Annotated in this window: 27 protein-coding genes; 8 read left to right on the plus strand and 19 right to left on the minus strand. The window is 74.4% G+C overall.

The genetic code is table 11. The annotated features are described in order from the left end of the window. Positions 1-10: 10 nt before the first annotated feature. From C569_RS0124620 to C569_RS0124665, 10 genes are all read right to left on the minus strand, one after another. The gene (locus tag C569_RS0124620) at positions 11-1291 is read right to left on the minus strand and encodes a cupin domain-containing protein (protein WP_018788406.1); all 1281 of its coding nucleotides are present in this window, start codon (positions 1289-1291) and stop codon (positions 11-13) included. 3 nt (positions 1292-1294) lie between these two features. Next, a complete protein-coding gene (locus C569_RS0124625) occupies positions 1295-1597 on the minus strand; it encodes a hypothetical protein (protein WP_026268594.1) in 303 nt (100 codons plus the stop codon). A 534-nt stretch (positions 1598-2131) separates the two neighbouring features. After that, complete coding sequence (locus C569_RS0124630) at positions 2132-2560, minus strand: DUF2267 domain-containing protein (protein ID WP_026268595.1); 429 nt, start codon at positions 2558-2560, stop codon at positions 2132-2134. Positions 2561-2565: 5 nt separating this feature from the next. Next, positions 2566-2748: a hypothetical protein gene (locus tag C569_RS0124635; protein ID WP_013286051.1), complete on the minus strand. Its 183-nt coding sequence runs from the start codon at positions 2746-2748 to the stop codon at positions 2566-2568. A 95-nt stretch (positions 2749-2843) separates the two neighbouring features. Continuing rightward, entirely contained in the window at positions 2844-3713 is an 870-nt protein-coding gene (locus tag C569_RS0124640; protein WP_018788409.1) for a DUF72 domain-containing protein, read from the minus strand. A 48-nt stretch (positions 3714-3761) separates the two neighbouring features. Beyond that, positions 3762-4160 (minus strand): TraR/DksA C4-type zinc finger protein, encoded by a 399-nt coding sequence (locus C569_RS0124645; RefSeq protein ID WP_018788410.1) that lies wholly within the window; start codon positions 4158-4160, stop codon positions 3762-3764. 182 nt (positions 4161-4342) lie between these two features. Next, positions 4343-4972: a uridine kinase gene (locus tag C569_RS0124650; protein ID WP_026268596.1), complete on the minus strand. Its 630-nt coding sequence runs from the start codon at positions 4970-4972 to the stop codon at positions 4343-4345. Positions 4973-5071: 99 nt separating this feature from the next. After that, positions 5072-5683, minus strand: a complete 612-nt coding sequence (locus tag C569_RS0124655; RefSeq protein ID WP_026268597.1) for a winged helix-turn-helix domain-containing protein — start codon at positions 5681-5683, stop codon at positions 5072-5074. 292 nt (positions 5684-5975) lie between these two features. Beyond that, positions 5976-6164, minus strand: coding sequence for a winged helix-turn-helix domain-containing protein (locus tag C569_RS33380; protein ID WP_018788413.1), 189 nt, complete (start codon positions 6162-6164; stop codon positions 5976-5978). Positions 6165-6336: 172 nt separating this feature from the next. Beyond that, a complete protein-coding gene (locus C569_RS0124665) occupies positions 6337-6714 on the minus strand; it encodes a hypothetical protein (protein WP_018788414.1) in 378 nt (125 codons plus the stop codon). 70 nt (positions 6715-6784) lie between these two features. Between C569_RS0124665 and C569_RS0124670 the strand changes: the two genes are divergently transcribed. Together C569_RS0124670 and C569_RS30995 are read left to right on the plus strand one after the other, a co-directional pair. Further along, on the plus strand, positions 6785-7177 hold the full coding sequence (locus C569_RS0124670; protein ID WP_018788415.1) for an ankyrin repeat domain-containing protein: 393 nt from the start codon (positions 6785-6787) through the stop codon (positions 7175-7177). Between the two features lie 23 nt (positions 7178-7200). After that, a complete protein-coding gene (locus C569_RS30995; RefSeq protein ID WP_051090532.1) occupies positions 7201-8181 on the plus strand; it encodes a DUF3500 domain-containing protein in 981 nt (326 codons plus the stop codon). On the opposite strand, the gene C569_RS0124680 is transcribed toward C569_RS30995, so the two are convergent. From C569_RS0124680 to C569_RS0124705, 6 genes are all read right to left on the minus strand, one after another. Next, a complete protein-coding gene (locus C569_RS0124680; protein WP_018788417.1) occupies positions 8159-8911 on the minus strand; it encodes a class I SAM-dependent methyltransferase in 753 nt (250 codons plus the stop codon). The genes C569_RS30995 and C569_RS0124680 overlap by 23 nt on opposite strands. 138 nt (positions 8912-9049) lie before the next feature. Next, a complete protein-coding gene (locus C569_RS0124685) occupies positions 9050-9553 on the minus strand; it encodes a DUF2231 domain-containing protein (RefSeq protein WP_026268598.1) in 504 nt (167 codons plus the stop codon). Positions 9554-9629: 76 nt separating this feature from the next. After that, the gene (locus C569_RS0124690; protein ID WP_018788419.1) at positions 9630-10346 is read right to left on the minus strand and encodes a GAF domain-containing protein; all 717 of its coding nucleotides are present in this window, start codon (positions 10344-10346) and stop codon (positions 9630-9632) included. A 190-nt stretch (positions 10347-10536) separates the two neighbouring features. Further along, entirely contained in the window at positions 10537-12831 is a 2295-nt protein-coding gene (gene secA2, locus C569_RS0124695) for an accessory Sec system translocase SecA2 (protein ID WP_018788420.1), read from the minus strand. Between the two features lie 161 nt (positions 12832-12992). Continuing rightward, the gene (locus tag C569_RS0124700) at positions 12993-14081 is read right to left on the minus strand and encodes a zinc-binding dehydrogenase (protein ID WP_018788421.1); all 1089 of its coding nucleotides are present in this window, start codon (positions 14079-14081) and stop codon (positions 12993-12995) included. Next, on the minus strand, positions 14074-15096 hold the full coding sequence (locus C569_RS0124705; protein ID WP_026268600.1) for a Gfo/Idh/MocA family protein: 1023 nt from the start codon (positions 15094-15096) through the stop codon (positions 14074-14076). The genes C569_RS0124700 and C569_RS0124705 overlap by 8 nt, the downstream gene beginning before the upstream one ends. Before the next feature lie 200 nt (positions 15097-15296). Here C569_RS0124705 and C569_RS0124710 point away from each other — a divergent pair, with 200 nt between their 5' ends. The 5 genes from C569_RS0124710 (at position 15297) to ctaD (ending at position 21028) form a co-directional block, all read left to right on the plus strand. Beyond that, a complete protein-coding gene (locus tag C569_RS0124710) occupies positions 15297-16325 on the plus strand; it encodes a glucosyl-3-phosphoglycerate synthase (protein WP_196806779.1) in 1029 nt (342 codons plus the stop codon). A gap of 28 nt (positions 16326-16353) precedes the next feature. Continuing rightward, positions 16354-17508: a glycosyltransferase gene (locus C569_RS0124715; protein ID WP_018788424.1), complete on the plus strand. Its 1155-nt coding sequence runs from the start codon at positions 16354-16356 to the stop codon at positions 17506-17508. A 108-nt stretch (positions 17509-17616) separates the two neighbouring features. After that, positions 17617-18069: a DUF4383 domain-containing protein gene (locus tag C569_RS0124720; RefSeq protein WP_026268602.1), complete on the plus strand. Its 453-nt coding sequence runs from the start codon at positions 17617-17619 to the stop codon at positions 18067-18069. A 136-nt stretch (positions 18070-18205) separates the two neighbouring features. Then, entirely contained in the window at positions 18206-18937 is a 732-nt protein-coding gene (locus tag C569_RS0124725; protein ID WP_018788426.1) for an ATP-binding protein, read from the plus strand. 87 nt (positions 18938-19024) lie between these two features. Next, positions 19025-21028 carry a cytochrome c oxidase subunit I gene (ctaD, locus tag C569_RS0124730; protein ID WP_026268603.1) on the plus strand — a complete coding sequence of 668 codons (2004 nt, stop codon included), beginning with the start codon at positions 19025-19027 and terminating at the stop codon, positions 21026-21028. 100 nt (positions 21029-21128) lie between these two features. On the opposite strand, the gene C569_RS0124735 is transcribed toward ctaD, so the two are convergent. Together C569_RS0124735 and C569_RS0124740 are read right to left on the minus strand one after the other, a co-directional pair. Further along, positions 21129-22262, minus strand: a complete 1134-nt coding sequence (locus C569_RS0124735; RefSeq protein WP_018788428.1) for a SigB/SigF/SigG family RNA polymerase sigma factor — start codon at positions 22260-22262, stop codon at positions 21129-21131. 245 nt (positions 22263-22507) lie between these two features. Continuing rightward, the gene (locus tag C569_RS0124740) at positions 22508-23923 is read right to left on the minus strand and encodes a hypothetical protein (RefSeq protein ID WP_018788429.1); all 1416 of its coding nucleotides are present in this window, start codon (positions 23921-23923) and stop codon (positions 22508-22510) included. A 170-nt stretch (positions 23924-24093) separates the two neighbouring features. Here C569_RS0124740 and C569_RS0124745 point away from each other — a divergent pair, with 170 nt between their 5' ends. Further along, positions 24094-24318 (plus strand): CDGSH iron-sulfur domain-containing protein, encoded by a 225-nt coding sequence (locus C569_RS0124745; RefSeq protein ID WP_018788430.1) that lies wholly within the window; start codon positions 24094-24096, stop codon positions 24316-24318. A gap of 8 nt (positions 24319-24326) precedes the next feature. On the opposite strand, the gene C569_RS0124750 is transcribed toward C569_RS0124745, so the two are convergent. Next, positions 24327-25373 carry an iron-containing redox enzyme family protein gene (locus C569_RS0124750; protein WP_018788431.1) on the minus strand — a complete coding sequence of 349 codons (1047 nt, stop codon included), beginning with the start codon at positions 25371-25373 and terminating at the stop codon, positions 24327-24329. Positions 25374-25387 lie beyond the last annotated feature (14 nt).

The raw sequence follows: 25387 nt of genomic DNA on the forward strand, positions 1-25387 counted from the left end.
CGCGCCCGGGTCAGGCGGGGGTCAGGACCGCCTCCTTGAGCAGGCGGCGGGCCAGGGTCAGGCGGTCGGCGTCGTCGTCCAGGCCGGGCAGGTCGCCCACCCGGGTCACCTCTCCGTTCAGCAGCGCGCGCAGCGCCGCCTCGCAGGTGCCGGGGAGCGTGAGCGTCCGGTCGGGCACGCGCAGCGTGACCCGCCCGTCGGTGGCCGGGGCGAGCTGCCAGCGCAGGCCGCCGCGCACCGCGACCTCGCTGTCCGCGGTCAGCCGGGCCAGCGCCTGCGCCTGCGCCAGGGGCCGGATCGGCGCGGGCCGGGAGGCCGGCCAGACCCGGGCGCGCAGCCGGCCGGCCACCGCAGCCGGATCGGCCCGCAGCAGCCAGTCGCGCAACGCCTCGACGGTCTCGGTCAGCTCCGGCTCGATCGCGTCCGGGTCGGCCAGGTCGAGCCCGAACGGCAGGCTCGCGCGCAGCCGCGCGTCCTCGGCGGCGAGCGCGAGCAGTTCCTCGACCACTGCGTACCGGGTCAGCGCCCGGACACCCACGGTCAGGTGCAGCGAGCTGGACTCCTGGGCCTGTGCGCTGTGCAGCCAGCCGCGCGGCAGGTAGAGCGCGTCGCCCGGTTCGAGCACGACGTCCAGCGCCGGTCGCCCGTCGGCGGTCGCGGACACCTCGTCGGCCCGGCCGCCCCAGGGCTGGCGCTCCAGCGGGTCGGCCAGCACCGGCGGGTGGATCCGCCAGTGCTTGCGCCCGTCCACCTGGAGCACGAACACGTCGTGGGTGTCGTAGTGGGTGGCGAAGCCCTGACTGCCGGCCGGAGTCAGGTAGGCGTTCACCTGCAACGGCTGGGCCAGCGCGGTGCCCAGGTCGCGGGCGAAGCCGACGAGCGCCGGCCAGGTGCGGTGCAGACCCTGCAGCACCAGCGTCGCACCGTCGGCGTAGAGCGCCAGCACCTTCTCGTCGAGGACCTGGTCGCCGATCTCGGCGCCCGCGCCACCGCCGCCGGTGTAGTGCGCCGCCGGCACCAGCTGGCCGTCCTTCGCGACCCGCAGGAACGGGGTACGCAGGCCGCGGCGGCTGAGCAGCTCGTCGGCGTCGGCGGGGCTGAGCAGGTCGGCGAAGCCGTCCGGGTTGGGCAGTTCGGCGGCGCGGGACAGCAGCGGGCTGCGCCCCCAGTGGTCGGCGGCGAACTTGGCCGGCTCCACCGCCACGCATCGGGCCAGTGCCTCGGTCGCGGCGAACGGAACCGCCGGGCGGCCGTGGTGGCCACCCGGCGGGTCGACGTGCGTGGTGCTCATGTGTCAGGCGCTGCCGTCGGCGCCGCCGTCGTGCTGGCCGGGGGTCGCGCCGCCGTCGGCCGGACCCTCGGCGCTGCCGTCCGCGCCACCGTCGTGCTGGCCCGGGGTCGCGCCGCCGTCAGCCGGACCCTCGGCCCCGCCGTCCGCGCCACCGTCGTGCTGGCCCGGGGTCGCGCCGCCGTCAGCCGGACCCTCCGCGCCGCCGTCCGCGCCACCGTCGTGCTGGCCCGGGGTGGCACCGCCGTCGGCCGGGCCCTCCAGGCCGCTGCCGCCGCTGCTCTGGATGTCGTCGTCGTTCAATGCCATGGGTGCTCCCTCGGTGTGCCGCCCCGCGTGGTGCCGGGGTCCGTGTGCAGCGGGTGGTACCCCACACCCGATCTTCTCTAACCACACCGTAGACGCCCGGGCCTCGTCGTACGGACGGTTCGCGGGCAAGCGGCCGGAACGGGCGGACGCCAGCTCGGTGCTGACCGACAACTTCCCGCCGACCGGAGTCCAGCTCGGCGAAGACGTCGTCGAGCACCAGCACCGGCTCGATCCCGTCGGCCCGCAGCAGGGTCGGCCTGGTTCAGCGCGTACGCGCTGAACCAGGCCGACCACATCGCCTGCGGCCGGGCCACGATGGACGCGGTCCGCGACGCCGGCAACCGGACCGGGGCGTGGCGTCGCTGCGGGCACACGGGGCGTACCTGAGCGGGCGCGGCGATGTTCCTGGTCGCCACGTCGGGCTGGCAGCACCGGGACTGGCCGGGAGCGGTTCCACCCGGCCGGGCGGCCGGTGTCCCGGACGCCCGTGGCCCGCCCCGCCGAGGGGGCGGGACGGGCCGGTCCCGTGCCGGATCAGGGAATCATCTGACGTAGGTCACGCGGCATCGTGGCCTTCACGTCCTCCCACTCGCCCTGGGTGACGTGCCGGCGCAGCGTGTCCAGCACGACCTGCACCACCCGCTGCGCGCCGCCCTGGACGTCGTACGGGAAGCTCTGGCGCACCTCGTACAGGAAGTCGTCGCGGTTGAGCTTGATCGGCACGTTCTCCGGCTGCCAGCCGTCGAAGTAGATCCCGCGCACCAGCACCGGCAACTGCTGGGCGAACTCGGCGCTCTCCTGCACCGGCAGCCGGTCCCGCAGCAGGTGCAGGACGGTACGCAGCGCGGCGTAGGACTGGTTGCGCTGTTCCTTCGGCCAGCCGTACGCGGACTCGATCTCCTTGAGCATCACGTTCGTCTTGTCCAGCGAGGACTCGAACGCGGACAACAGCTGTTCGGCCATCGGGCTCACCCCCGTGCTTCGGTCTCCCAGCGTCGGTCGTCGGCGCGGCGCGGCGGACCGCTGGGGCCCCGCCACAGCCGGGTCGGGCTGAACCGGCCGGGTCGTTCGCCCCGCCGTGGCGCCTCGGAGCTGCCGACCACGTGCAGTACGCCACCGCGGCGCCGGTCCGCCACCACCCGTACCGTCATGACCCACCTCCTCGTCGCGGCGCCCGAGCCGGCGCCCACACTCCATGCTGCGGCGGGGGCGGGTGAGCGGGCCTCACCCGCACCGGGTGAGACGCTCAGGCGTCCAGCAGGCCGGCGAGTGTGGTGCCGTTGCGCTGCGCGTAGTCCTGGTAGCAGTTGTTCATCAGCACGTGCGTCCGCTCGGCCCGGCCGGCCAGCTCGCGCAGCTTCGGCGCCCAGTCGCGCAGCTCCCGCTCGGAGTAGTCGTAGCCGAACTTCTCGTGGATGTCCTTGCTGGTCCACTTGTCGCTGTGCCCGTGGAACCGGACCACCGCGAGGTCGGCGGTGGCCGCCAGCACCGGAGGGATCGACGACTTGTGTCCCTGCGGCATGTCCACGCAGACGAACGGCAGCTCGTGCTCGCGCAGGAACCCGAGCGTCTCCTCGGCGTTGTCGCCGTCGAACCAGGAGGCGTGCCGGAACTCGACGACCGGGCGCAGCGGCGCGCACCGCCGCTGCACCTCCAGCAGGTACTGCTTGTTGGCCCGCTTGATGGTGAACCAGGGCGGGAACTGGAACAGCAGCGCGCCCAGCTTGCCGGCCTCGACGAGCGGGTCGAGGGCGGACAGGAACCGGGTCCAGACCTCCTCGTACGCCTGCGCGGGCAGGTCGTCCGGGTAGACGGTGCGCTTGTCGGTCTCCGGGCGCAGGTCCTTGTAGAGGGCGGAGACGCGCGTGGGGTGGCCGGTCAGCAGGCTGAACGCCTTGACGTTGAACGTGAACCCGGCCGGGGTGCGTTCGGCCCACAGCCGGGCCGTCCGCTCGGCCGGCGGCGAGTAGTAGGTGGCGTCCACCTCGACCAGCGGGAACTGCCGGGCGTAGTAGGACAGCCGTTTCTCCGGCGTGTCGGCGCCCGCCGGGTACCAGCCGGAGTCGAGCAGGGTCCGGTCGGTCCACGAGGCGGTGCCCACCTTGATCTCACCCATGGGGACAGTCCACCGCGTCGGAGGACCGACCGGCAACCGGAACGGCGTTCAGGCCGCCCGCCGCTCCCGGGTCTGCTTGCAGGCCACGCAGGAGGTGGCGGACGGGAAGATCTCCAGCCGCTCCACCGGGATGGGCGCGGTGCAGCCCTCGCAGAAGCCGTAGGTGCCCTCGTCCAGGCGGGTCAGCGCGTGCTCGAACTGCGCCCGCCGGTCCAGGATGGTCCGCAGCAGCGACTGCGCGGTGTCCCGCTCGGCGGTCTTGGTGCCGCTGTCGGCCTGGTCGTCGCCGGCGGTGTCGCCGACCTCGACCAGCCGCAGCACCTGGCTCTGCGCCATGGTCTGCTCGTACTCGGCGGTCAGCTCGTCGTACCGCGACCGCAGGGACTGCCGGATCTGGTCGACCTCCGCCTGGGAGCGGCCCGTGGCTGTCGTGTCGTGGACGAGCATCGCTGCCTGCCTTTCCAACGTCCTCATACCGGTCCGGGGCGGCCAGCGCCCCGGACCCGGTCCGACTGTGCGAGCGCGGGCGACGAGATCACCCGTGCTCTGTGAGCCGGGCGATTACCCCCGCCCTCGGCGGGTCAAACCGGCTGGTGCCTGAGTGTTTTCGGTGAGTCCGGAACCCCTGGTCAGGTGGCCTCGACCAGCGCTGGACGGCGCGGGTCGTCGGCCCGGACCACCACGTCGGCGAAGGACGCGGGGTCGACCTCACCGGCGTAGCGGGCGAAGGCGGGCAGGGTCCACCGCAGCGCGGGTTCGGTGCGCCGCGCCAGCGCCGCCGGGGAGAGCACGAGGTGGACGGTGACGTCGAACGGCAGCGCGCCGCCGAGCAGCAGCGCGCCGCTGACCAGGACCACCCCGCCGGGGGGCAGGTCCACGTACGCGGCGCGGCTGGCCCGGTCGGCGGCGGCGTCCCACAGCGACGGCAGCAGCCGGCCGGAGCCGTCCGGGCCGGCCGGGTCGAGCACCTCGCGGCGCAGCCCCGGCTCGTCGAGCCAGCCCTCGTAGTAGGCGTCCGGGTTGGTGCGGCCGTGCTCCAGGCGTACCGAGGCGGGACGGAGGAAGTCGTCGGCGCGGACGTGCAGCACCGGCCGGCCGGCGGCGCGCAGCGGGTCGATCAGGGCTTCGGCCAGCGTGTCCGGCGCGGCGGCGGGCGGCCCGTCCACGGCGACCCGCAGCCGGCCGGGCGTCCCGGTGCGGACCAGACGCGCGGCCAGCTCGTCGACGAGCAGGTCGGGACTGATCGGTCGCACGCGCATCGGACCATCGTGCCGCGCGGGCGGGCCGGTCACCACCTGGTCTCCTCCGGGCGGTCGGGGCTCCGTCCGGCGGCGGTCGTCCGGTGGTGGTCCCGGTGGTCAGCCGGTGCGGTCGATGGTGACCCGGGCGTCGTCGGCGAGCCGGTAGCCGACGCCGTAGACGGTGGTGACGAGCGGGACGTCCACACCGACCTTCCCGCGCAGCCGGCGCACGTGCACGTCGACGGTGCGGACGCCGGCGTGCTCGTACCCCCAGACGGCGTTGAGCAGCTGCAGCCGGGTGAACACCCGGCGCGGGTGGGCGACCAGGTGCAGCAGCAGGTCGAACTCCAGGCGGGTCAGCGGCAGCGGCTCGCCGTCCCGCAGCACCGACCGGGACGACGCGAGGATGTGCAGGGCCGGGATGGTCGGGGCGAGCGGGCGGGCCGGAGCGCGGCCGACCGGGACGGCGTCGGGGCGGCGCTCGGCCGGGACGGTGCCCACGCTGACCACCGCGTCGCCGCGTTCGAGCATCTCGCGGGCGGCGTCGAGGAGCCGGCGGGCGGCCGGGGTGAGCGACTCCTCGCAGGCGAGGGGGATGGTGAGGGTGACGGTGAGCATGGGCGCGGCGGCGGTGTTGGCGGGACGGCGCTGGCCGCCGGGGGGACGTCCGGGGACCGCGGGTTGGGACGTATGCCATCCGGCGCGCGACGAGGCGGGGCTGACCGACATGGTCCTCCTTGGACTGGTCCGGGTATCTCCCCACGGCCCGGGACGCCGCTTCATCGATGCTTCCCGGCGTCTCTGCGAGGGTCAAGGGGCGGCTGCGTTGCATGAATGTGACATTTGACGAACACATCGCAGCCGTGCGCTCGCTCTGCGTGCGAGGCCCGTTGATTACAGCAGAGCACCGATTCGGGATGGTACGGGGGGTCTCCCCGGGGGGTTCACAATGGCGGATCGGCCGGGAACGTGAACGTGTCGCACGTCGGGGACGGGTGCGCCGCGCGCCGGTCCGCCGAGGTCAGGCGTCGTGGTCCACGACGATCGCGGGATCGTCGGCGAGTCGGTGGCCCACGCCGTACACGCTGGTCACCAGCGGCGTGTCCGGCCCGAACTTGGCCCGCAGCCGGCGCACGTGCACGTCGACGGTGCGCGCCACCGCGTGCTCGGAGCGCCAGACGCTCGTGAGAAGTTGCCGGCGGGTGAACATCCGGCGGGATGTTCGGCGAGGAACCGCAGCAGGTCGTCATCGATGCGGGTCAGCGGGGTCTCGGCGCCGCCGTGGCGGACGCGCCGGCTGCCGGTTGGGCGGATGTCCACCAGCAGCGCACCGCCCCGGCACGCCAGGTAGGTGATACCGGATGCTGGGACGAGGGGCGCACTCACCGCCGCACCGGCGGCTCCACCTGGTAACCCGGCACCGACGGCCAGCGGACGGTGAGCACCGTGGACTCCCGCTCCGCGTACCAGGAGTGGTCCACGCCCCGGCCCCACACCACGTAGTCGCCGGGCCGGCGCAGCACCACCGTCCGGTCCGGCAACTCGATCCGGAACGCGCCGCTGATCAGCACCAGCAGGGCGGTACGCCGCTCACCGGTGGCCCACCGGGACCGGGTCTCCCCCGCCGGGTGCACGCCCCACTTCACCTCCACGTCGGTGCTGTGCCGCACGTCCCCGGCCGGCTTGAAGTGGCCCAGCAGCCAGCCCGCGTCGGTCGCGCCGTCCACCGCCGCGTTGCCCACGTACACCCGATCGTCCATGCGCGCGCCTCCCGTGCCCGGCTGCGCAAGCTACCAGGCGTATCCGGCCACGACGCCATAGCCTGGGCGGATGCCCGACGAACTCGACGACGAGACAATCGCCTTCGCCCACCGGATGTTCGACCTGGCCCGGGCCGGCTCGACCGAGGAGCTGGCGGCCAACGTGGACGCCGGGCTGCCGGTCAACCTCACCAACGCCAAGGGCGACACGCTGCTGATCCTCGCCGCGTACCACGCCCACCCGGACACGGTGGCCGCGCTGCTCGCCCGGGGCGCCGACCCGGCCCGGGTCAACGACCGGGGCCAGACCGCACTCGCCGCGGCGGTGTTCCGGCGCCAGGAGCGGGCGGTCCGCGCGCTGCTCGACGCCGGCGCCGACCCGGACCACGGCGGCCCGTCCGCGGTCGAGACCGCACGGTTCTTCGAGTTGCCCGACATGCTGGCGCTGCTCGGCCGCGCGTGAGCCGCGGGCGGTATACAGGGACGGTGGAGGATCCCGTACCCGAGCAGATGCGCACGGCGGCGGCGGCGTTCCTGGCGGCGCTGGACGAGCCGGCCCGCCACGCCGCCCGGCACACCTTCGACGACGAACCGGCCCGCCGGTGGCTGGAGTACCGGCCCCGGCCCCGGCCCGGCGTCACCCTCGCCGGCCTGGACGTCGACGCCCGCAAGGCCGCGCACCGGCTGCTCGCCACCGCCCTCAGCCCGGCCGCGTACGCGCAGGCCGTAACCGTCATGGCGCTGGAGGAGGTGCTGGACCGGGCCGAGGACTGGCGGCGCGGCCGGCACAGCGGCGACTACTGGGTGGCGGTCTTCGGCGACCCGGCCCGCGACGACTACTGGGCCTGGCGGTTCGAGGGACACCACCTGTCGGTGAGCATGACCGTCGCCGACGACCGGGTCTGCCCCGCGCCGGTCTTCCTCGGCGCCAACCCGGCCACCGTCCGGCACGCCGGGCGCCCGGTCTCCCGGCCGCTGGGCCCCGAGGAGGACCTGGCCCGCGAGCTGCTCGACGCGCTCGGACCGGGCGGCCGGTCCGCCGCGATCATCGCCGACGAGGCGCCCGCCGACATCATCAGCGCCACCCGGGCCACCGCACCGGACCGGCTCGACCCGCTCGGCGTACCCCGGGGGCGGCTGCGGCCGACCGGCCGGGCCCTGCTCGACCGGCTCGTGGCGCTCTACCTGGACCGGCTGCCGCCGGAGCTGGCGGCCCGGGAGGCCGACCGGCTCGACGGCGGCGAGCTGCACTTCGCCTGGGCCGGACCGGTCGAGCCGGGCCGGCGGCACTACTACCGGGTGCAGGGCGAGGACCTGCTGATCGAGTACGACAACACCACCGACGACGGCAACCACGCGCACACCGTGCTGCGCCGCCCGGCCGGTGACTTCGGCGCCGACGTGCTGGCCGCGCACCACGCCGCGGCGCACCGACCCGGCCCGGTCAACCCCGGCGCGCCTCGATGAGGAAGCGGCGGGCGTGCGCGACGAACGGTCCCTCGGCGCGGATCCGCTCGTCCAGGCGGCGCAGCTCGTCGGTGTAGCGGCCGGCGGTGAAGCCGGGCACCGTCCAGACCACCTTGCGCAGGAACCACACCACCGCGCCGATGTCGTGGAAGACGGTACGCAGCGTGGCCTCGCGCAGGTCGACGACGGTGAGCCCGGCGGCACGCGCGTCGGCAACCGCCGCCTCCGGGTGACGGTGCTCCGGTGGCGGCAGCGGCCCGAGGATCGCCTCGCTCAACTCCCGTACCGTGCCTGGGCCGATCTGCTGGGACAGGTAGGTGCCGCCGGGGCGCAGCACCCGGGCCACCTCGTCCCACCACGTGTGCACCGGATGACGGCTCACGACCAGGTCGAAGGCGGCGTTCCGGAACGGCAGCGGCGGCCGGTCGGCCACCCGTACCACAGTCGCGCCGAGCGGGCGCAGGTTGCGCCGGGCCACCGGCACGTTCGGCGGCCACGCCTCGGTGGCGACCAGCAGCGGCGGCGGCGCCGGCACCTCGGCCAGCACCTCTCCCCCGCCGGTGTCGATGTCCAGCGCCGCCGTCACGCCGGCCATCCGGTCGGCCACCCGGCGCGCGTACCCCCAGGGCGGGCGCTCCTCGGTGGCGCGGCCACGCAGCCACTCGAAGCCCCACCCCTCGACCGGTGCCGCCTCGGCCTCGGCCACGAGTTCGGAGAACATGCGGACCATGCCCGTGAGCCTGCCGCCCGGCGGCGGCCGCGGCAACGCATTTCGGCGCAGCCGACGGGCGGTGCTGCCGGTGCCCAGGGCCTGCGCGGCGGAGCCCGCACCAGCGCCCGACGGACGGCGGCCCGTGGCGCCGGCGGGTCAGAACGGGCGCGGACGCGCGATCTCGACGGTGGACCCGGCGGGCACGCCGCCGACCGGCTCGAAGCCGGTCGGCTCGGTGGCCCGGTCGAACTGCTGCATCAGCCGCGCGCCCAGGGCCACGCCGACCGCGCCGACCGCGAGGGCGACGAGTTCGGCGGCGAGCAGGACGCCCGTCGCGTCACGCTGCGGCGCGCTCGCCCGGATCAGGCAGGACAGCAGGAACAGCGCCGCCATCACGGCGTTGACGAGGTTGAACGCCAGGACGGTCCGGCTGGTGCGCCCGGCGCGGACGTCCCACAGGTCGACCAGACCGGCGACCGTGGTGAGCCCGGCGGCGACGAGCGCGGCCACCGCGGTCCAGTAGCCCACCTCACCGAGGAACGCCGGGCCGCCCGCCACATCGGCCAGATCGAAGATCGCGGCGCACACGAACAGGCCGAACGGGAACGTGACAAGCATCGGTTGAATGGGATGCCCCTGCACCCGCAGTCGGCTCTGCATCGCTTCCTCCCCAGGTCGGCGCAGTTCACCAGTCCAGAGTGCTACCCGAGGTGCCGCGGGGCGAAACGACTGTCGCTCAGTTGTCCCGGGGCCGGGAGACGGTCAGCACGAGCCGCTCGGCCACCTGGCGCAGCGGGATGTCCAGCGAGGACGCGGCGCTGCGCAGCACCCGAAGTGCCTCCGGCGCGGGACAGCCGCGCTGCGTCATGATCACGCCGACGGCCTGCCCGATCACCCCCTCGGCCAGCAGCGAGTCGTCGATCTCGTCGGCCCGGCTGGCGGCCCGCTCGCGGTCGCGGGCGGCGGCCAGCAGCAGCCCGGCGTGCTCGGCGAGCAGCATCGCGGTGAGCTGGTGCCGGGGGGTGAGCGCGTCGGGCGACCCGGCGTACAGGTTGATCGCGCCGATTACCTGCTCGTCCACGTCGACCGGCGCGGAGATCACCCCGTGCACGCCCAGCGTACGGGCCCGCTCGCTCCAGGCCGGCCAGCGCGTCTCGCCGGACAGCCCGCCCGCGATGATCATCTCCCGGCGGCGGATGGCCGTCATCGCCGGGGTGTCCGGGCCGTGCCGCAGGTCGTCCAGCTCGGCCCGGTCCGGGTCGGAGGCGGCCACCCCGGCGGGCTCACCGGCGCGCAGCACGGTGAAGCCGCAGCAGTCCACGCCCGGCACGACGTCGCGGGCGATGCGGACCAGGCGGTCGAGCGCCTCGTCGAAACGGGCCACGCCGATCAGGCCGGCGGTCAGCTCGCGCAGCAGCGCGGCCGTCTCCAGCACGCCGAGGTTGTCGATCATGGGCTGGCGCGTGTGGAGGTTCACCGGGCCGGAGCCTCCCCCGTCCACGCGGTCTCCCCGTCCGGCACCGTTGCCTGTCCCATGTCCGTCCCTCCTGTGGCCGGGCCCCGGCCTACTACCCTCGCAGACCGCCGGCGAAACCGCGCAGAAAGGCCCCTCCCGGCGCACCGGAAGGGGCCTTCGGCGCAGGTCAGCGCGACCCGGAGATGAGCCGCCGGCCCACCGAGGCGATCAGCCGGTCCAGCTCCGAGCCGAACGGGTTGTCGTGCACCAGGTACGTCCAGGTGGCGCTCGGCCGCACCAGCTTCGACGAGTCCGGCTCCCACCCCTCGTCGAACTCGGTCTCCTCGAACGTGGCCACGGTCCGCGTCTCGATCTCGGGCACCAGCGCGTTGAACGCCGGCACCGCGCTGCGGTGGAACTCGTCGAGCGGGTCGAGCCGGCCCAGCGCCCGCAGGTGCACGCCCTCGCGGACCTCGGACAACTCGGCCAGGTGGTCGGCCCAGAGCCGGTCCAGGTGGTAGAGGGCGATCTTGCGGGCCACGTCGGCGAGCAGGTCCTCGTCCATCTCGCCGGCCTTCTCCGGCACCCGCTCCAGCAGCATCAGCGCGGCGATGTCGCTGGTCAGCAGCCGCTCCCGGCGCTCGGCGAGCGCCTTGCGCTGCTGCTCGATCACCTGGCTGTAGCGCCACGTGTTGCGGTGGATCTCGTGGTTGACGCCCTCGGCGACCCGCTGGGCGTGCTCGACCGCGTAGTCGACCTGCGGGTCGGTGACCAGGCCGTCGGCGTTCATCCGGGGCGAGGCCGGCACGGTGTCGCCGGCGTGCCGGACCACCAGGTCGTCCTCCAGGCTGACGAAGAACACCGACCCGCCCGGGTCGCCCTGCCGGCCGGCCCGGCCGCGCAGCTGGTCGTCGACCCGGCGGCTGTCGTGCCGGCCGCTGCCGATCACGTACAGGCCGCCCAGCTCCGCCACCCGGTCGCGGTCGGCCTGGTCGCTGCCGCCCAGCCGGATGTCCACGCCCCGCCCGGCCATCTGGGTGGAGACAGTCACCGCGCCGTACGCGCCGGCCTCCGCGATGATGCCGGCCTCGTCGTCGTCGTTCTTGGCGTTGAGCACCACGCACGACACCCCGGCCGCGTTGAGCGCGGCGGCCAGTCCCTCGGACTCCTTGACGTCGAGGGTGCCGATCAGCACCGGCCGCCCCGCCTGGTGGCAGCGCGTGATCTCGTCGACCAGCGCCTCCTCCTTCTCGGCGCGGGTGGCGTAGATCCGGTCCGGCTCGTCCTCGCGGACGCACGGGGTGTTCGGCGGGATCACCGCGACCTCGAGGCCGAAGAACTCGCGGAGCTGGTCGCCGACGAGCACGGCGGTCGCGGTCATGCCGCAGACCGTCGGGTAGAGCGCGATGTACGCCTGCACGGTGATCGTGCCCAGCACCTCACCCTCGGCGGTGGCGTCCAGGCCCTCCTTCGCCTCGACCGCGGCCTGGAGCCCGTCCGGCCAGCGGCGGCGCTGCGCGACCCGGCCTCGCATCTCGTCGATCAGCTCGACCGAGTCGTCCCGGACGATGTAGTCCACGTCGCGGTGCAGCAGGGCGTGCGCGTGCAGCGCCACGTTCACCGTGGAGAGCTGCCCGACGTGCTCGGCGTCGTACAGGTCGATGCCGCCGAGCTTGGCCTCGACGGTGGCCAGGCCGACGGAGGTGAAGGCGACGCTGCGTCCGTCGTCGGCGACCGTGTAGTGCTTGCCCTTGCGCAGCCCGCGCACCAGCGCGGCGGCCGCGTGCACCGGGTCCTGCTCGCCGCCGACCGCACCGGCCAGCACCATCGGCACCCGGGCCTCGTCGATCAGGATCGAGTCGGCCTCGTCCACGATCGCGGTCTTCAGCGGCGGCTGCACCCGGTCGGCCAGGTCGGTGACGAGCTGGTCGCGGAGGAAGTCGAAGCCGGCCTCGCTGACCGACACGTAGGTGACGTCGCAGGCGTACGCGGCGCGCCGCTCCTCGGGCGTGGACGCCTCGTTGACCCAGCCGACGCTCAGCCCGAGCAGGTCGTAGACCGGGGTCATCCACTCGGCGTCGCGGCGGGCCAGGTAGTCGTTGACGGTGAGCACGTGCACCGGGCCGTTGCCCAGCCGGACGTGCCCGTACGCGGCGACGGTGGCGGTGAGTGTCTTGCCCTCACCGGTGGCCATCTCGGCGACCTTGCCGGACAGCAGCGCCATCGCGCCGAGCAGCTGCACGTCGTAGGGGCGCTGGTCGAGCCCGCGCCGGGCCGCCTCGCGGCCGACCGCGCAGATCTCCTCGTACCCCGTGGCCCGGCCCGCGGCCTCGGTCAGCTCGGCGTCGGCGAGCTGCTCCAGGTCCGCCTCGCGCGCCTCGATCGCCGGCAGCAGCTTCTCCAGCGGCGCCAGGTCGACAGTCGTCCCCGGGCGCTGGAGGAACCGGCGGAACCTGGTCTTCAACCGTTGCGACACACCCATGAGCGGCAACGGTACGCGAACCGGAGCCGATTGTGACCCCCGCCCGCCGCGTGCCGGGCCCACCCCTTCCGGCCCGCTTCCGTCGATCATGAGGTTGACGGCCTTCTGTGTCCGTTTTGTCACCGCCAACCTCATGATCGACGCGTTCGGGCGGGGGCGTGTCAGGGGGTGAGGACCACCTGCAGCTCGGTGCGGCGGCGGTCGGCCAGGTCGGTCAGCAGGGCGGGGGCCTCGTCCAGGGGAACCACGGCCGAGACCAGGTGCTTGCGGATCACGTCCCCGAACTGGCGCAGCAGCTCGATCGTCTCCGCCGACAGCCGCTCCCGGTCCCAGGTGGGCGCCAGCCCGCGCGGCACCCGGCCGATCTGCGCGCAGCGCAGCGACAGCCCGTTGTGGTGGAACTCCTCACCGAGCCGGACCGCGTCCGCGCCGGCCTGGTAGAACGCCAGGTCGATCACCGTGCCCTGCGGACGCAGCAGGCGCAGCGCGAGCCGCAACGCCCAGTCCTGGCCCCGGCACTGGAAGACCACGTCGGCGCCCCGGTCCCCGGCGGCGTGGTTCCACCGCGTCTTGAGCACCACCGCCGGGTCGTCCGCGTCCGGGTCGAGCGTGTCCAGGCCGAGCGCCTCGGCGACCTGCCGCCGGGCCGGCGTCGGGTCGACCACGACCACCGAGGCGGCGCCGTGGCGGCGGGCGAACAGCGCGGTCAGCAGCGCCACCACGCCGCCGCCCACCACCGCGACCCGGCGCCCGCGTACGCCGTCGCCGAGTGTGCGCACGTCGGCGCCGCACAGGTCGGCGGCGGCGTGCAGCAGCCCGTTGGCGCAGATCGGGCCCATGTGCGCGACGTACACCCCGAGCATCGGGTCCAGGTCGTCGGGCAGCGGCACGAACCGCTCGGTGAGCGGGTCGGCGACCCAGCCGCTGCGGTGGCCGTACGTCATGGCGCCGACCTCGCCCACCGCGACGGCCGGGGTCCGGCTCTCCACCACGCGGCCGACCTGCATGTAGCCGAGCCGGGTCACCGGGTACGGCGTGCTCGCCGCGCCGGGCCGGAACAGCCCGAGCGCGGCATCCCAGGTGACGTGCAGGTAGGGGTTGGTGCCCTTGACGAAGCTCAGTTCGGTGCCGGCGGACACGCCGCTGTAGAGCGTCTCCACCCGGAAGGTGCCCTCGCGCAGCTCCGGCGCGTCCAGTTCGGCCAGCTCGACCCGGCCGGGGCCGCCGACCACCACCACCCGGTCACGCATCGACGCCCACCCCCGCGTCCGCGACCGGCGCGGTGAGCCGGGACGCCGGGCCGGTCGGCAGCGCCACCGGCCGACCGGTACGCGCCGACTCGGCCACCGCGAGCGCGAGCCGGTGGGTGCGCAGCGCCTCGGCGTACGGCACCCGGACGTCGTCGCCGAGGCCGCACACGGCGTCAACGAACGCCCGGTCGACGGCGACCCGCGCGCCGTCCGGGTCGGCGGGCAGGTGCCGCTCGCCGTCGCCGTCGCGGACGGTCAGGCCGTCCTCGGCCAGCCACAGCGCCAGCCCGTCGGCGAGGATCTCCAGGCCGGCGCGGTGCTTCCAGCCGAGCACGCAGGACGCGGTGAGCGTGCCGACCGCGCCGGAGCCGAAGCGCAGTGTGGCGGCGGTCACCGAGTCGATGTCCGCGCCGTCGACCGGCGGCGGGCTGCCGTCGCCGTACGCGGTCACCTCGACCGCCTCGCCGGCCAGCAGCCGGACCAGGTCCAACACGTGCGCGGCCTGCTCGACGACCGGGCCGCCGGACCGGTCCCGCCGCGCCCACCAGGCCACCGGTGGCACCTTGTCCAGCCAGGCGCCGTTGACCATCCGCACCGGACGGTCGGCGAGCAGCCGCCGGGCCTCCTCCACCACGTGCAGGTAGCGCCAGTGGTGCCCGACGCCGGTGAGCAGGCCGCGCTGCTGCACCAGCGTGGCGACCCGCTCGGCGGTCTCCAGGTCCAGCGCCACCGGCTTCTCCACGAACATCGGCACGCCAGCGGCGACCACCGCCTCCTCGACCGGGCCGTGCGCGAACGGCGGCACGCAGACGTACACCGCGTCCGGGCCGGCCGCGAGCAGCTCGTCCACGTCGCGGAACACCCGGCCGCCGTACGTGCCGGCGAGCGCGCCCGCCGCGTCCGGTGCGACGTCGGTCACGCCGAGCAGCTCCACGTCCTCGAAGCCCGTGAGCACCCGGACGTGGCGTTGCGCCACCCCACCGGCTCCGACTAGTCCCACCCGGCAGGTACGCATCCGACCAACCCTCTCGCCACGACTGGAAGACTGCGGTCCCACTCCCCCCGCTCGCCGCGCGCCAAACGCCGAGCCGTGCGCAACGCAACGTTCATCCGCCCGGAACCTCCCGGTACGCGCCAGGTGATCAGGATGTTGGGCAAGATCCGGTTAGCGCCGATGCGGGACTGGGAAAACCATGGTCCGCGATTCCACCATCAATGGGGGTGCCCGTGCGGGAATCAGATTCGACCGTCTCACCTGTGGTGGAGGCGTGGGCCACGTACCGCACCAGCACCGCCGACGACTGGCCGGCGCGGCGACTGGTACGGGCCAAGGGTGCGAGCCGGATCAGCGTGGTGCTGCCGGCCCGCAACGAGGAGGCGACCGTCGGCGCGATCGTGTCGACCGTCCGGGAACACCTGATGGACCGCGTGCCGCTCGTCGACGAACTGATCGTGGTGGACTCCCGGTCCACCGACCGGACCGCGCAGGTGGCGCGCGCGGCCGGCGCCGAGGTGGTCAGCCAGGACGCGATGACGCGCGGGCTGCCCCGGCTGGCCGGCAAGGGCGACGCGCTCTGGGCCGGGCTGGCCGCGGCCGAGGGGGACGTGGTCGCGTTCGTCGACGCCGACCTGCGTGAGTTCCGGCCGCACTTCGTGACCGGGCTGCTCGGGCCGCTGCTGACGGATCCGGGCGTGCAGTTCGTGAAGGGCTTCTACCACCGGCCGCTGGTCGGTGCGACGAGCGTGGAGCCCGACGGTGGCGGCCGGGTGACGGAGCTGATGGCCCGGCCGCTGCTGAACCTGTTCTGGCCGGAGCTGGCCGGGTTCGTGCAACCGCTGGCGGGCGAGTACGCCGGCCGCCGCGAGGTGCTGGAACGGGTGCCGTTCGTCACCGGGTACGGCGTCGAGACGGCCATGCTGATCGACCTGCTGGAGCTGGTCGGGCTGGACGCGCTGGCCCAGGTCGACCTGGGTGAGCGCAAGCACCGGCACCAGGACACCGCCGCGCTGGGCCGGATGTCCGCGCAGATCATGCTGACCGCCTGGTCGCGGCTGCAACGGCGCGGGTGGGCGGCGCCGGGGGTGGCGCCGACCGCGCTGCTGACCCAGTTCCGCCGGGGCGGCTCGGAGGCGCTGCCCAACCTGGACCGCGAGATCGTGGTCAGCGACGTGTCGGTGCAGGAACGCCCGCCGCTGGCGCAGATGCGGCAGCGCCTTCCCCGCCGCCGGGTGGCGGCCGCGTGACCGGCCAGGACTTCGGAGAGGACAGCGCATGACGCTCACCGTGCTGATGAACGCCGGGCCGTGGCTGTCCGTCCCGCCGCCGGGCTACGGCGGCATCGAGAACGTGATCGCCACGCTGGTGCCGGAACTGCGCCGGCTGGGCGTACGGGTGGTGCTCGCCTCGGTGGAGAGCAGCACGCTGCCGGTCGACGAGCGGATCGCGGTCTTTTCGGACGGCCAGTTCCACGCGTTGCAGCGGCCGTACAACCAGGTCTGCGGCGTCTCCCAGGCGCACCTGTCCGGGGTGGTGCGGGCGCTGCACGCCCGCGACGACATCGACCTGGTGCACGACCACGTGGAGGCGGTCGGGCTGGCGACGCTCGCCGCGATGGGCCCGGACGCCCCGCCGGTGCTGCACACGCTGCACTGGGATCTCGCCAAGCACCCGGAGCTGTACGGCAACCTCGACGGCGGCGACCGGGTACGGGTCAACGGCGTGTCCGCCTCGCAGCTGGCGCGCGCCCCGGAGGCGCTGCGCGCCCACTCGGTGGGGCACGTGCACCTGTCCACCCCGCTGGCGGTGGACGCGGACCGGTACGCGCCCGTGGCCAAGGGCGACCACGTGGTGATCCTCGGCCGGATCAACCCGGGCAAGGGGCAGGACCTGGGCGCCCGGCTGGCGCAGGAGGCCGGCTTCCGGCTGGTGCTGGCCGGGCCGGTCGGCCCGTACCACCGGCCGGAGGATCTGGCCGCGGCCGGTGACGAGGCCCGGCAGAACCCGGACGTCCGTTTCTTCTACGACGAGGTCGCGCCGCACGTCGACGGCGACCGGGTGCGCTGGGTCGGCACGGTGGCCGGGCGGGAGCGCGACGACCTGGTCGCCTCGGCGCGGGCGTCGCTGTTCCCGCTGCGCTGGGAGGAGCCGGGCGGCACGGCGGTGGTCGAGTCGCTGTCGCTCGGCACGCCTGTGGTGTCCACCGCCCGGGGCTGCCTGCCGGAGCTGATCGAGCACGGCCGTACCGGCCTGCTCACCGGCGACGAGGAGGAACTGGGTGACCTGGTGCTCGCCGCGGGCGGGCTGGAGCCGGCCGAGTGCCGGCGGGAGGCGGCCGGGCGGTTCACCCCGGCCCGGATGGCACAGCGGTACGTGGAGCTGTACGACCGGGTCCGGGCGGGTGTGACGAAGCCGTTGCAGCCGGCCTGAGCGTCACCGGCCCGGCCGCCCGAGCGCGGCCGGGCCGGCGTTTGCCCCCGCCGGCCGCGGGAAACCGGCGCTTCCCGCGGTGGCGAGGAGGCCGGCGTGACGAACTCGATGGCGCACTCCCGGGCGCGGCGCAACCCGGCCGACGGGCGGGCGCCGGTACGCCGGGTCGCCTCCGGGTTCGCCGTGCTCCTGCTGCTGCTCGGCGCGCTGGGCTTCGTGCCGGGTGTCACCAGCGACTACGCGGACCTGCGCTTCGCCGGGCCGGGCTCCGGCGCCCGGTTGTTCGGTGTGTTCCAGGTCTCGGCGGTGCACAACCTGGTGCACCTGGTGCTCGGCGTGGCCGGGCTGGTGCTGGCCCGTACCGTCGCCGGCGCCCGCGCGTTCCTGGTCGGTGCCGGTGCGGTCTATCTGGCGCTGTGGCTCTTCGGTCTGGCGGTGGACAGGCGCGACGCGGCGAACGCGCTCGCGGTCAACCGCGCCGACTCGTGGCTGCACCTGCTGCTGGGCGCCGCCATGCTGGCGCTGGGGCTGGTCGCGGCGCGGCGCGGGGATCGCCGCTGACCTGTGGCCCGGCGGTCCCCGGCGCCCGGTTTCGCCGGTCCGGGGCCCGGGTACGTCCGTAGTCCTCCGGTTGCGGGCAGGCGGCGAGCGTCCCGGCCGGGCGTCCCTGTGGCGACGAGAAGGAAACGAGGCGGCGATGGTGACCCGGATCAGGTGCGAGGTCCGCGACGAGTCGCCGGTCACTGTCGTACGGCTGGCCGGAGCGCTCGACCTGGGCACGATGCGTGCGGTGCACGAGGTGCTCGACGACTGCCTCGCCGCGCAGCCGGACGCTCTGGTGGTCGACCTGGAGGAGGTCGAGGTCGGCGAGCCGCTGGCGCTGTCCGTCTTCGCCGCCGCCGCGCGGCGCGCCGCCGACTGGCCGGCGGTGCCGATGGTGCTCGCCGCGCCCTGCGCCGAGACGGCGGCCTGGCTGAACGAGACCACCGCCTGCCGGGTGGTGCCGGTGCGCCGGGACTGCGCCGAGGCGACGGCGCTGGCCGGGGCGGAGGCGGCACCCCGGCTGCGGGCCCGGCTGGAGCCGGTCGCCGGCGCCTGCCGGCGGGCCCGGGAGCTGGTCACGGAGGCGTGCGGCAGGTGGAACGTGCCGGAGCTGGCCGGGCCGGCGTCACTGGTGCTCACCGAGCTGGTCGGCAACGTGGTGCGGCACGCCGGCACCCCGATGCACGTCACGCTGACGCTGCGCCGGCCGTACCTGCGGGTCGCGGTGATGGACGGCAGCCCGGCCGACGCCCGTGCCGTGAGCAGCCGCGATCCGCGTGCCGAGGGCGGCCGTGGGCTGATGCTGGTCCGCGAGCTGACCCAGCGCTGGGGCAGCACTCCGGTCGGTGCCGGCAAGGTCGTCTGGGCCATGCTCCCGGCGAACTGACCGAATTCTCCACTCTCGCCTGGTTACATGGGCAGAGGGCCGGGTACGCCCGCCCGTCCTGTCTGTCGTCACACGGGGTGAGATGCCATGCCCAAGCGGGTAGTCACGGAACCGGCGCGAGACCGAGGGCCCGCGATCCTCGCGCCGGCCCGGTTCGGGGGCTATCCCGGGCCCGTGCGGGAGGCGGTGAAGGGCAACGCGCTGTGGCGGTTGCTGCGCACCACCGACGCCAAGCAGATCGGCCTGCTCTACCTGGTCACGTCGTTCGGATACTTCATCGTCGGCGGGGTCCTGGCGATGGTCATCCGGGTGGAGCTGGCCCGGCCCGGGATGCAGCTCGTCTCCCCCGAGCAGTACAACCAGATGTTCACCATGCACGGCACGATCATGCTGCTGCTGTTCGCCACCCCGCTGTTCTTCGGGTTCGCCAACTACCTGGTGCCGCTGCAGATCGGCGCCGCCGACGTGGCGTTCCCCCGGTTGAACGCGTTCGCGTACTGGCTGTACTTCCTGGGCGCGCTGATGGTCGTGGGCGGGTTCGCCACCCCCGGCGGCGCGGCGGACTTCGGCTGGACGGCGTACACGCCGCTGAGCACCGCGCCGCACTCCCCCGGCGTCGGCGGGAACCTGTGGGTGGTCGGCCTCGTCGTGTCCGGCCTGGGCACGATCCTCGGCGCGGTCAACGTGATCACCACGATCGTGACGCTGCGCGCGCCGGGCATGACCATGTTCCGGATGCCGATCTTCACCTGGAACGCGCTGCTCACCAGCGTCCTGGTGATCTTCGTGTTCCCGCTGCTGGCCGCCGCGCTGATGGCGCTCGCCTCGGACCGGATCCTGCACTCGCACGTCTACGACCCGACGACCGCCGGGCCGATGCTCTGGCAGCACCTGTTCTGGTTCTTCGGCCACCCCGAGGTCTACATCGTCGCGCTGCCGTTCTTCGGCATCATCACCGAGATCATCCCGGTGTTCTCCCGCAAGCCGATCTTCGGTTACACCGGCCTGGTGCTGGCCACCATCGCCATCACCGTGCTGTCCATGACGGTCTGGGCGCACCACATGTTCGCCACCGGGCAGGTACTGCTGCCGTTCTTCAGCATCCTGAGCTACCTGATCGCGGTCCCCACCGGAGTGAAGTTCTTCAACTGGATCGGCACCATGTGGAAGGGACAGCTCACATTCGAGACGCCGATGCTGTTCGCCATCGGCTTCCTGGTGACGTTCCTGCTCGGCGGCCTGACCGGGGTGCTGCTGGCCAGCCCGCCGGTCGACTTCCACGTCACCGACAGCTACTTCGTGGTGGCGCACTTCCACTACGTCATGTTCGGGACCATCGTGTTCGCCGCGTTCGGCGGCCTCTACTTCTGGTTCCCGAAGATGACCGGGCGGCTGCTCGACGAGCGGCTGGGCAAGGTGCACTTCTGGACGATGTTCATCGGCTTCCACGCCACCTTCCTGGTGCAGCACTGGCTCGGCAGCGAAGGCATGCCCCGCCGGTACGCCGACTACCTGCCCGGCGACGGCTTCACCACGCTGAACACCATCTCCAGCATCGGCTCGTTCGTGCTCGGCGCGTCCACCCTGTTCGTGATCTGGAACATCTGGAAGTCGTGGCGGTACGGCGCGATGGTCACAGTCGACGACCCGTGGGGCTTCGGCAACTCGCTGGAGTGGGCCACCACCTGCCCGCCGCCGCTGCGCAACTTCGACCGGATGCCGCGCATCCGCTCCGAGCGGCCGGCGTTCGACCTCAAGTACGGGCCGCTCGTCTCCGACCTGGGCCGGGACCTGCCGCAGCGCACCACCAAACCGCCGCAGTCGTTCCGCGAGGAGCTGCACCACGAGCGGCACGTGCCGGAGTCGCCGTCGGCGGGCGGCGCGTACGGGGCACGCGAGGCGGTGGAGTACCAGCCGGCGCCGCAGTCCGGCGCGCGTCCGGTGGAGGTGCCGGAGCCGGAGGAGGTGCGCCGGCCCAGCTTCGAGGAGACCGACGAGCCGGAGGGCAGCGCGCTCAACGCCGAACGCGCCGACCAGCCCAACGACAGGTGGCGGCACCCGCGCGGGCACGGCGACACCCCGGAGAACTGAGACGGCGGACGAGGGCCGGCACCGTGCGGTGCCGGCCCTCTCGTCGTACGCCGCGCGTCGGCTTTCCGTGGCGGGAGCCGGCGCGTCACGTGCCGGTCTCTCAGTCGGCGGCCGGCAGTCCCGCCGCGGTCAGCGAGCGGAGCACCGCCGGCTGCACCCGGGTCAGCCGCAGCGGCACCCCGGTACGCGCGGCGGCCTCCCGGCCGGCCATCAGCGCGGCGATCCCGCCGGCGTCGAAGCCGCCGGCGCCGACCAGGTCGACCACCACCTCGCGAGGTTGCCCGGTGACCGCCTGGAGCACCGCCCGGCGCAACTGGTCCGCGCCGGCCCGGTCCACCTCGCCGCCGACCTCGACGACCACCCGGTCGCCGTTCTGCTTCACCGAGATCCGTGCCTTCGCCGGCACGGCCTCGGCCGTGCCGTTCTGCCAGGGCGGCGGTGCGTCGGCGAGCATCGCCTGACGCAGCCAGGTCAGCGCCCGCGACAGCAGCCGGGACACGTGCATCTGCGAGATGCCGAACCGGGCGGCGATCTCCGCCTGGGTCTGGTTGCCGTAGAAGCGCATCGCCAGGATGCGGCGCTCCCGCCAGGGCAGCCGGTGCAGCAGGCCGCTGACCGTGACCCGGTCGTCCACCGACTCCAGCGCGTGGTCGGACTCGCCGACCAGGTCGCCGAACTCGGCCGAGCTCTCCCCGCCCACCGGCGCGTTGAGCGAGGCCGGGCTGTAGCCGGCGGCCGACTCCAGCGCGGCGAGGATCTCCTCCTCCGGCGTCTCCAGCCGGACGGACAGCTCGGCCACGGTCGGGGCGCGGGACAGCTCGCTGGTCAGCGTCGCCGTCGCCTGACCCACCTCGAGGATCAGGTCCCGCAGCCGGCGCGGGACGTGGACGCCCCAGGTGCGGTCGCGGAAGTGCCGCTTGATCTCGCCGACGATGGTAATGGCCGCGTACGCGGTGAACGAACCGCGTTCCGGGTCGTACCTGTCGACGGCGTTGACCAGGCCGAGACGGGCCACCTGCTCCAGATCCTCCAGCGGCTCACCGCGCCCGCGGTAGCGGCGGGCGAGCCGGCCGGCGAACGGCAGCGCGAACCGGACCAGGTCGTCGCGCGCCTCCTGCCGCCGCTCCGGTGGCAGGCCCTCGATCCGGGCCGCGTACGCGAGCGCCGCCGCGTCCAGGTCCTCCAGACCCCGGTCGGTGGTCGGTGGTGTGGGTGTGGTGGTCTGTCCGAACATCCGCGCCCCCTCGCCGAAGAACCCCCGCCCGGTCGGAACCGGTCGTGCGCGTGGTCGGACCACGCACCGGGTGAGGAAGTTGGGTTACGTGACGGATACGTCGAAGGCGGTGGCTGCCCGCCGCACGGCGTCGTGGGCCGTTTCGCGGCGAGCGGTCTTCCCGCTCCGTAGGTACTCAATCACGGACCGCAGGATCGCGAGGAAGTTTCGCCAGGTTGGCCGGACAGCCGGTCCCGGCGGCGGGTTCAGCAGACCAGCAGACCCTGGTGCGCGCCCGCGTCACGCAGCGCGGTGAGGGCCTCGGCCATCCGCAGCGGCGGCGGCACGGGCAGGTCGCAGGGCTGGTTGCGCAACACCTCCGTGGCACGTCGGGTCGGTACCGAGGCGACCGGGTAGCCGCGCGCGGCACCCCGGTCCAGGGCCCGCCGGCGGCGCCCGAAGCCGGCCACCGCCAGCCACTGGGGCAGGCCCGCGTACGCGGGCGAACGCAGGCCGGGCGGCTCGGGCAGCACGTCCACCGAGCTGAACGGCTCGCTACCGGCCAGCCACCACTCCACGCCCGCGACCCGGCGCGTGGTGGCGTTCTCGCACCAGTAGGGCACCAGGCCGGCCCGCACCACCTGCCCCGGGTCGAGCAGCCGGCCGCACTCCACCACCAGCCGGTTACCGGTCTTGCCGGCCCGCCGCAGCCAGCCCCGGTACAGGTCGGCGGTCACCGCGCTCAGCGCGTCCGGCTGCGGTACGACCACCCGGTGCAGCGGATGCCCGTGCCGGTCGCCGAAGGAGCGGGCGTCGTGCTCGAAACCGGACTCCACGCCGTGTTCGGCGAACGCGCCCGCCACCGTGACCTCCGGCGCCGTCCAGCGCGTCTCCTCGCCACCGGCCGCGCGCAGCACCCGGCCCAGCGCGCGGGCGTCCGGGTGGAAGTCGACCGGGTCCAAGCCGCCGGCCGGACAGCCGGCCTGGAAGCTGTGCCCGTCGCCGCGGTCCCGTACCGGCCAGGTGCGGGCGTCGTGCAGCAGCAGCACCGGCGCGGCCGGTTCCAGCCGGTCGGACAGGAAGCGCGCGTACGCCTCCGGCAACGTGCGCCAGCGCACCGCGAACGTCACCGCCGCGCCCGCCGCCGCGCCCCGGCTGGCCGGACAGTGCACCTGGCGTACGTGCACGCACGGGTTGGCGTCGAGCAGCCGGGCCGCCAGCGTCGCCCCGTGCGCGTACGCGGCGTCCGGGCGGTCCACCGCCCCCCGGGCCCACTGGCCGGCCAGTTCGAACCCGGCCGGGAGCCAGGGCACGCCCAGCGCCGCCGCGAGGTGGGCCGCGGCACCGTGCGGCGAGCCGAGCAGCACGCCGGGGTAACGCCGGTCCGGGTACTGCCCGGTGAACCACCCGGCCACCCGCTCGGCGTCCACGGCGGCGATCTCGTCGGTGGTGAGCGCCGCCCGCCCGGCGGCCCGGACGGCGGCGGCCCGGCGTACCGGCTCGGGGGCGCCGGTGAGGCGGGACAGCGGACCCGGGTGGCCGAGGTCGCCGCAGTCGTCGCCGCGCAGCGCCCGGGCGGTCGCGGCGACCAGGACCCGGGCGGCGCTGCCGGCCGCCACCACCCGCTCCGGGGGCAGCCCCGCGCCGTTGACCGGCGTCCGTTCGACTCGTTCGCTCACCACGCGGCCCGGCTTCCCGTCCCTCTGGGGTCTAAACGGGGCATCTCCCCACGGGTCAGGACCAAGGCCCGCCCGGTATCGGCACCGCCCGCGGCACCCAGGTACGCCGTCGCGCCGCGTGGCCGTCGTCGCGGGCGGGTTTGGGCCGGACCGGGACGGGCACTGCACCGCGCATGCCCGACGACGACAGCACCCCGGCGGCGACCATCACCCCGTACCGGGACGGACCACTGCTGGTACGCGGCGACTTCGCGTTGGTGACGCCCGAGGGCACGCCGATCGAGACGCGCCGGGGCACCGTCGCGTTGTGCCGGTGCGGCAAGAGCGCGATCAAGCCGTTCTGCGACGGCACGCACAAGGTGGCGGGCTTCCGCGCCGGCAGCGACCGCGAGGGCTGACCCCGGGGTCAGGCTGCGGCGGGGACCCGGGCGGGTTGGCGCAGCGACGACTCCCCGGCCGACCAGGCGTCCAACAGGTGCGCGGCGAACAGGGCGTCCACCGCCAGCGCGGCGGCGGCCCCGAACAGCACGTCGGACGCGAGCGCCGGCTCGGCCCGGACCAGCCCGCCGCACATGTCGTACGCGGCGATCTGCTCGTGCACGGCGTCGGCCTCGACGTGCTCGTCGTAGAAGCGGGTGGCGGCCGCGTCGAAGCCCAGCCGCCGCAGTCCGTTGCCGTAGCGGCGGTTCGGCAGCGACGAGGTCATCTCGTAGGCGGCCAGGTGCCCGAGCAGCGCCCCGCGCAGCCGCCGGTGCAGGCCGAACAGGGACATCAGGTTGTTCGTCGCCAGTGTCACCGCGGGCACCAGGTCCAGGTGGGCGGCGTACCCGGTGTCCAGGCCGAGCCGGTCCATCGTGGTGCGGAACAACTCGGCGTGCATCCGGTCGAGCCGGCCGTTGCCGTACTCGTCGGTCTGGATCTCCACGAGCGCCGCCTTCGCCGGCCCGCCGAGCCGGGGCAACGCCCAGCTGTGCGGGTCGGCCTCGCGCAGGTGGTAGATCGAGCGGTGGGTGACGAACTCGCGGAACCGGCCGAGGTCCGCGCGGCGTTGCAGCGCGGCAGCGAGCGGCGGCCCGTCGTCGGCGGCCACCAGGTCCGCCAGCGCACCCGGCACGGCGGCCGGCAACACGACCGGGGGCGGGCCAGCCAGCTCACGCAGCGCCGCCTCGAACGGCCGCTCGGCGCGGGCGCGCAGCGCCAGCAGCGACGGCTCCCACTCCCACGTCTCGTCGACGCCGGACCAGCCCCGGTAGTGCAGCTCGTAGCAGAGGAACAGGGTGAGCTGCAGGTCCTCGTCGGTCAGCGGCGCGGCGACCGCGTCCAGGTGTGCGCCCAGCCCGGCCGGCAGCGGGTGCGGCGCCTCGCGCAGCGCGGCCAGCAGCGCGGCGGAGACGGGCCCGCGCGCCGCGGGCAGCGGGGCGGGGCCGTAACGACTGTCGGCGGCGACTGACATGTGACCTCCTGGAA

It is taken from the genome of Micromonospora sp. CNB394 (assembly GCF_000374985.1).
GTDB classification, from domain to species: Bacteria; Actinomycetota; Actinomycetes; order Mycobacteriales; family Micromonosporaceae; genus Micromonospora; species Micromonospora marina.

What these genes read in the sequence shown, in the direction of transcription:
- C569_RS0124620 (WP_018788406.1), bottom strand. Translation starts at nt 1,291, where the DNA reads ATGAGCACCACGCACGTCGACCCGCCGGGTGGCCACCACGGCCGCCCG.
- C569_RS0124625 (WP_026268594.1), bottom strand. Translation starts at nt 1,597, where the DNA reads ATGGCATTGAACGACGACGACATCCAGAGCAGCGGCGGCAGCGGCCTG.
- C569_RS0124630 (WP_026268595.1), bottom strand. Translation starts at nt 2,560, where the DNA reads ATGGCCGAACAGCTGTTGTCCGCGTTCGAGTCCTCGCTGGACAAGACG.
- C569_RS0124635 (WP_013286051.1), bottom strand. Translation starts at nt 2,748, where the DNA reads ATGACGGTACGGGTGGTGGCGGACCGGCGCCGCGGTGGCGTACTGCAC.
- C569_RS0124640 (WP_018788409.1), bottom strand. Translation starts at nt 3,713, where the DNA reads ATGGGTGAGATCAAGGTGGGCACCGCCTCGTGGACCGACCGGACCCTG.
- C569_RS0124645 (WP_018788410.1), bottom strand. Translation starts at nt 4,160, where the DNA reads ATGCTCGTCCACGACACGACAGCCACGGGCCGCTCCCAGGCGGAGGTC.
- C569_RS0124650 (WP_026268596.1), bottom strand. Translation starts at nt 4,972, where the DNA reads ATGCGCGTGCGACCGATCAGTCCCGACCTGCTCGTCGACGAGCTGGCC.
- C569_RS0124655 (WP_026268597.1), bottom strand. Translation starts at nt 5,683, where the DNA reads ATGTCGGTCAGCCCCGCCTCGTCGCGCGCCGGATGGCATACGTCCCAA.
- C569_RS33380 (WP_018788413.1), bottom strand. Translation starts at nt 6,164, where the DNA reads ATGTTCACCCGCCGGCAACTTCTCACGAGCGTCTGGCGCTCCGAGCAC.
- C569_RS0124665 (WP_018788414.1), bottom strand. Translation starts at nt 6,714, where the DNA reads ATGGACGATCGGGTGTACGTGGGCAACGCGGCGGTGGACGGCGCGACC.
- C569_RS0124670 (WP_018788415.1), top strand. Translation starts at nt 6,785, where the DNA reads ATGCCCGACGAACTCGACGACGAGACAATCGCCTTCGCCCACCGGATG.
- C569_RS0124680 (WP_018788417.1), bottom strand. Translation starts at nt 8,911, where the DNA reads ATGGTCCGCATGTTCTCCGAACTCGTGGCCGAGGCCGAGGCGGCACCG.
- C569_RS0124685 (WP_026268598.1), bottom strand. Translation starts at nt 9,553, where the DNA reads ATGCAGAGCCGACTGCGGGTGCAGGGGCATCCCATTCAACCGATGCTT.
- C569_RS0124690 (WP_018788419.1), bottom strand. Translation starts at nt 10,346, where the DNA reads ATGATCGACAACCTCGGCGTGCTGGAGACGGCCGCGCTGCTGCGCGAG.
- secA2 (WP_018788420.1), bottom strand. Translation starts at nt 12,831, where the DNA reads ATGGGTGTGTCGCAACGGTTGAAGACCAGGTTCCGCCGGTTCCTCCAG.
- C569_RS0124700 (WP_018788421.1), bottom strand. Translation starts at nt 14,081, where the DNA reads ATGCGTGACCGGGTGGTGGTGGTCGGCGGCCCCGGCCGGGTCGAGCTG.
- C569_RS0124705 (WP_026268600.1), bottom strand. Translation starts at nt 15,096, where the DNA reads ATGCGTACCTGCCGGGTGGGACTAGTCGGAGCCGGTGGGGTGGCGCAA.
- C569_RS0124710 (WP_196806779.1), top strand. Translation starts at nt 15,297, where the DNA reads ATGGGGGTGCCCGTGCGGGAATCAGATTCGACCGTCTCACCTGTGGTG.
- C569_RS0124715 (WP_018788424.1), top strand. Translation starts at nt 16,354, where the DNA reads ATGACGCTCACCGTGCTGATGAACGCCGGGCCGTGGCTGTCCGTCCCG.
- C569_RS0124720 (WP_026268602.1), top strand. Translation starts at nt 17,617, where the DNA reads ATGGCGCACTCCCGGGCGCGGCGCAACCCGGCCGACGGGCGGGCGCCG.
- C569_RS0124725 (WP_018788426.1), top strand. Translation starts at nt 18,206, where the DNA reads ATGGTGACCCGGATCAGGTGCGAGGTCCGCGACGAGTCGCCGGTCACT.
- ctaD (WP_026268603.1), top strand. Translation starts at nt 19,025, where the DNA reads ATGCCCAAGCGGGTAGTCACGGAACCGGCGCGAGACCGAGGGCCCGCG.
- C569_RS0124735 (WP_018788428.1), bottom strand. Translation starts at nt 22,262, where the DNA reads ATGTTCGGACAGACCACCACACCCACACCACCGACCACCGACCGGGGT.
- C569_RS0124745 (WP_018788430.1), top strand. Translation starts at nt 24,094, where the DNA reads ATGCCCGACGACGACAGCACCCCGGCGGCGACCATCACCCCGTACCGG.
- C569_RS0124750 (WP_018788431.1), bottom strand. Translation starts at nt 25,373, where the DNA reads ATGTCAGTCGCCGCCGACAGTCGTTACGGCCCCGCCCCGCTGCCCGCG.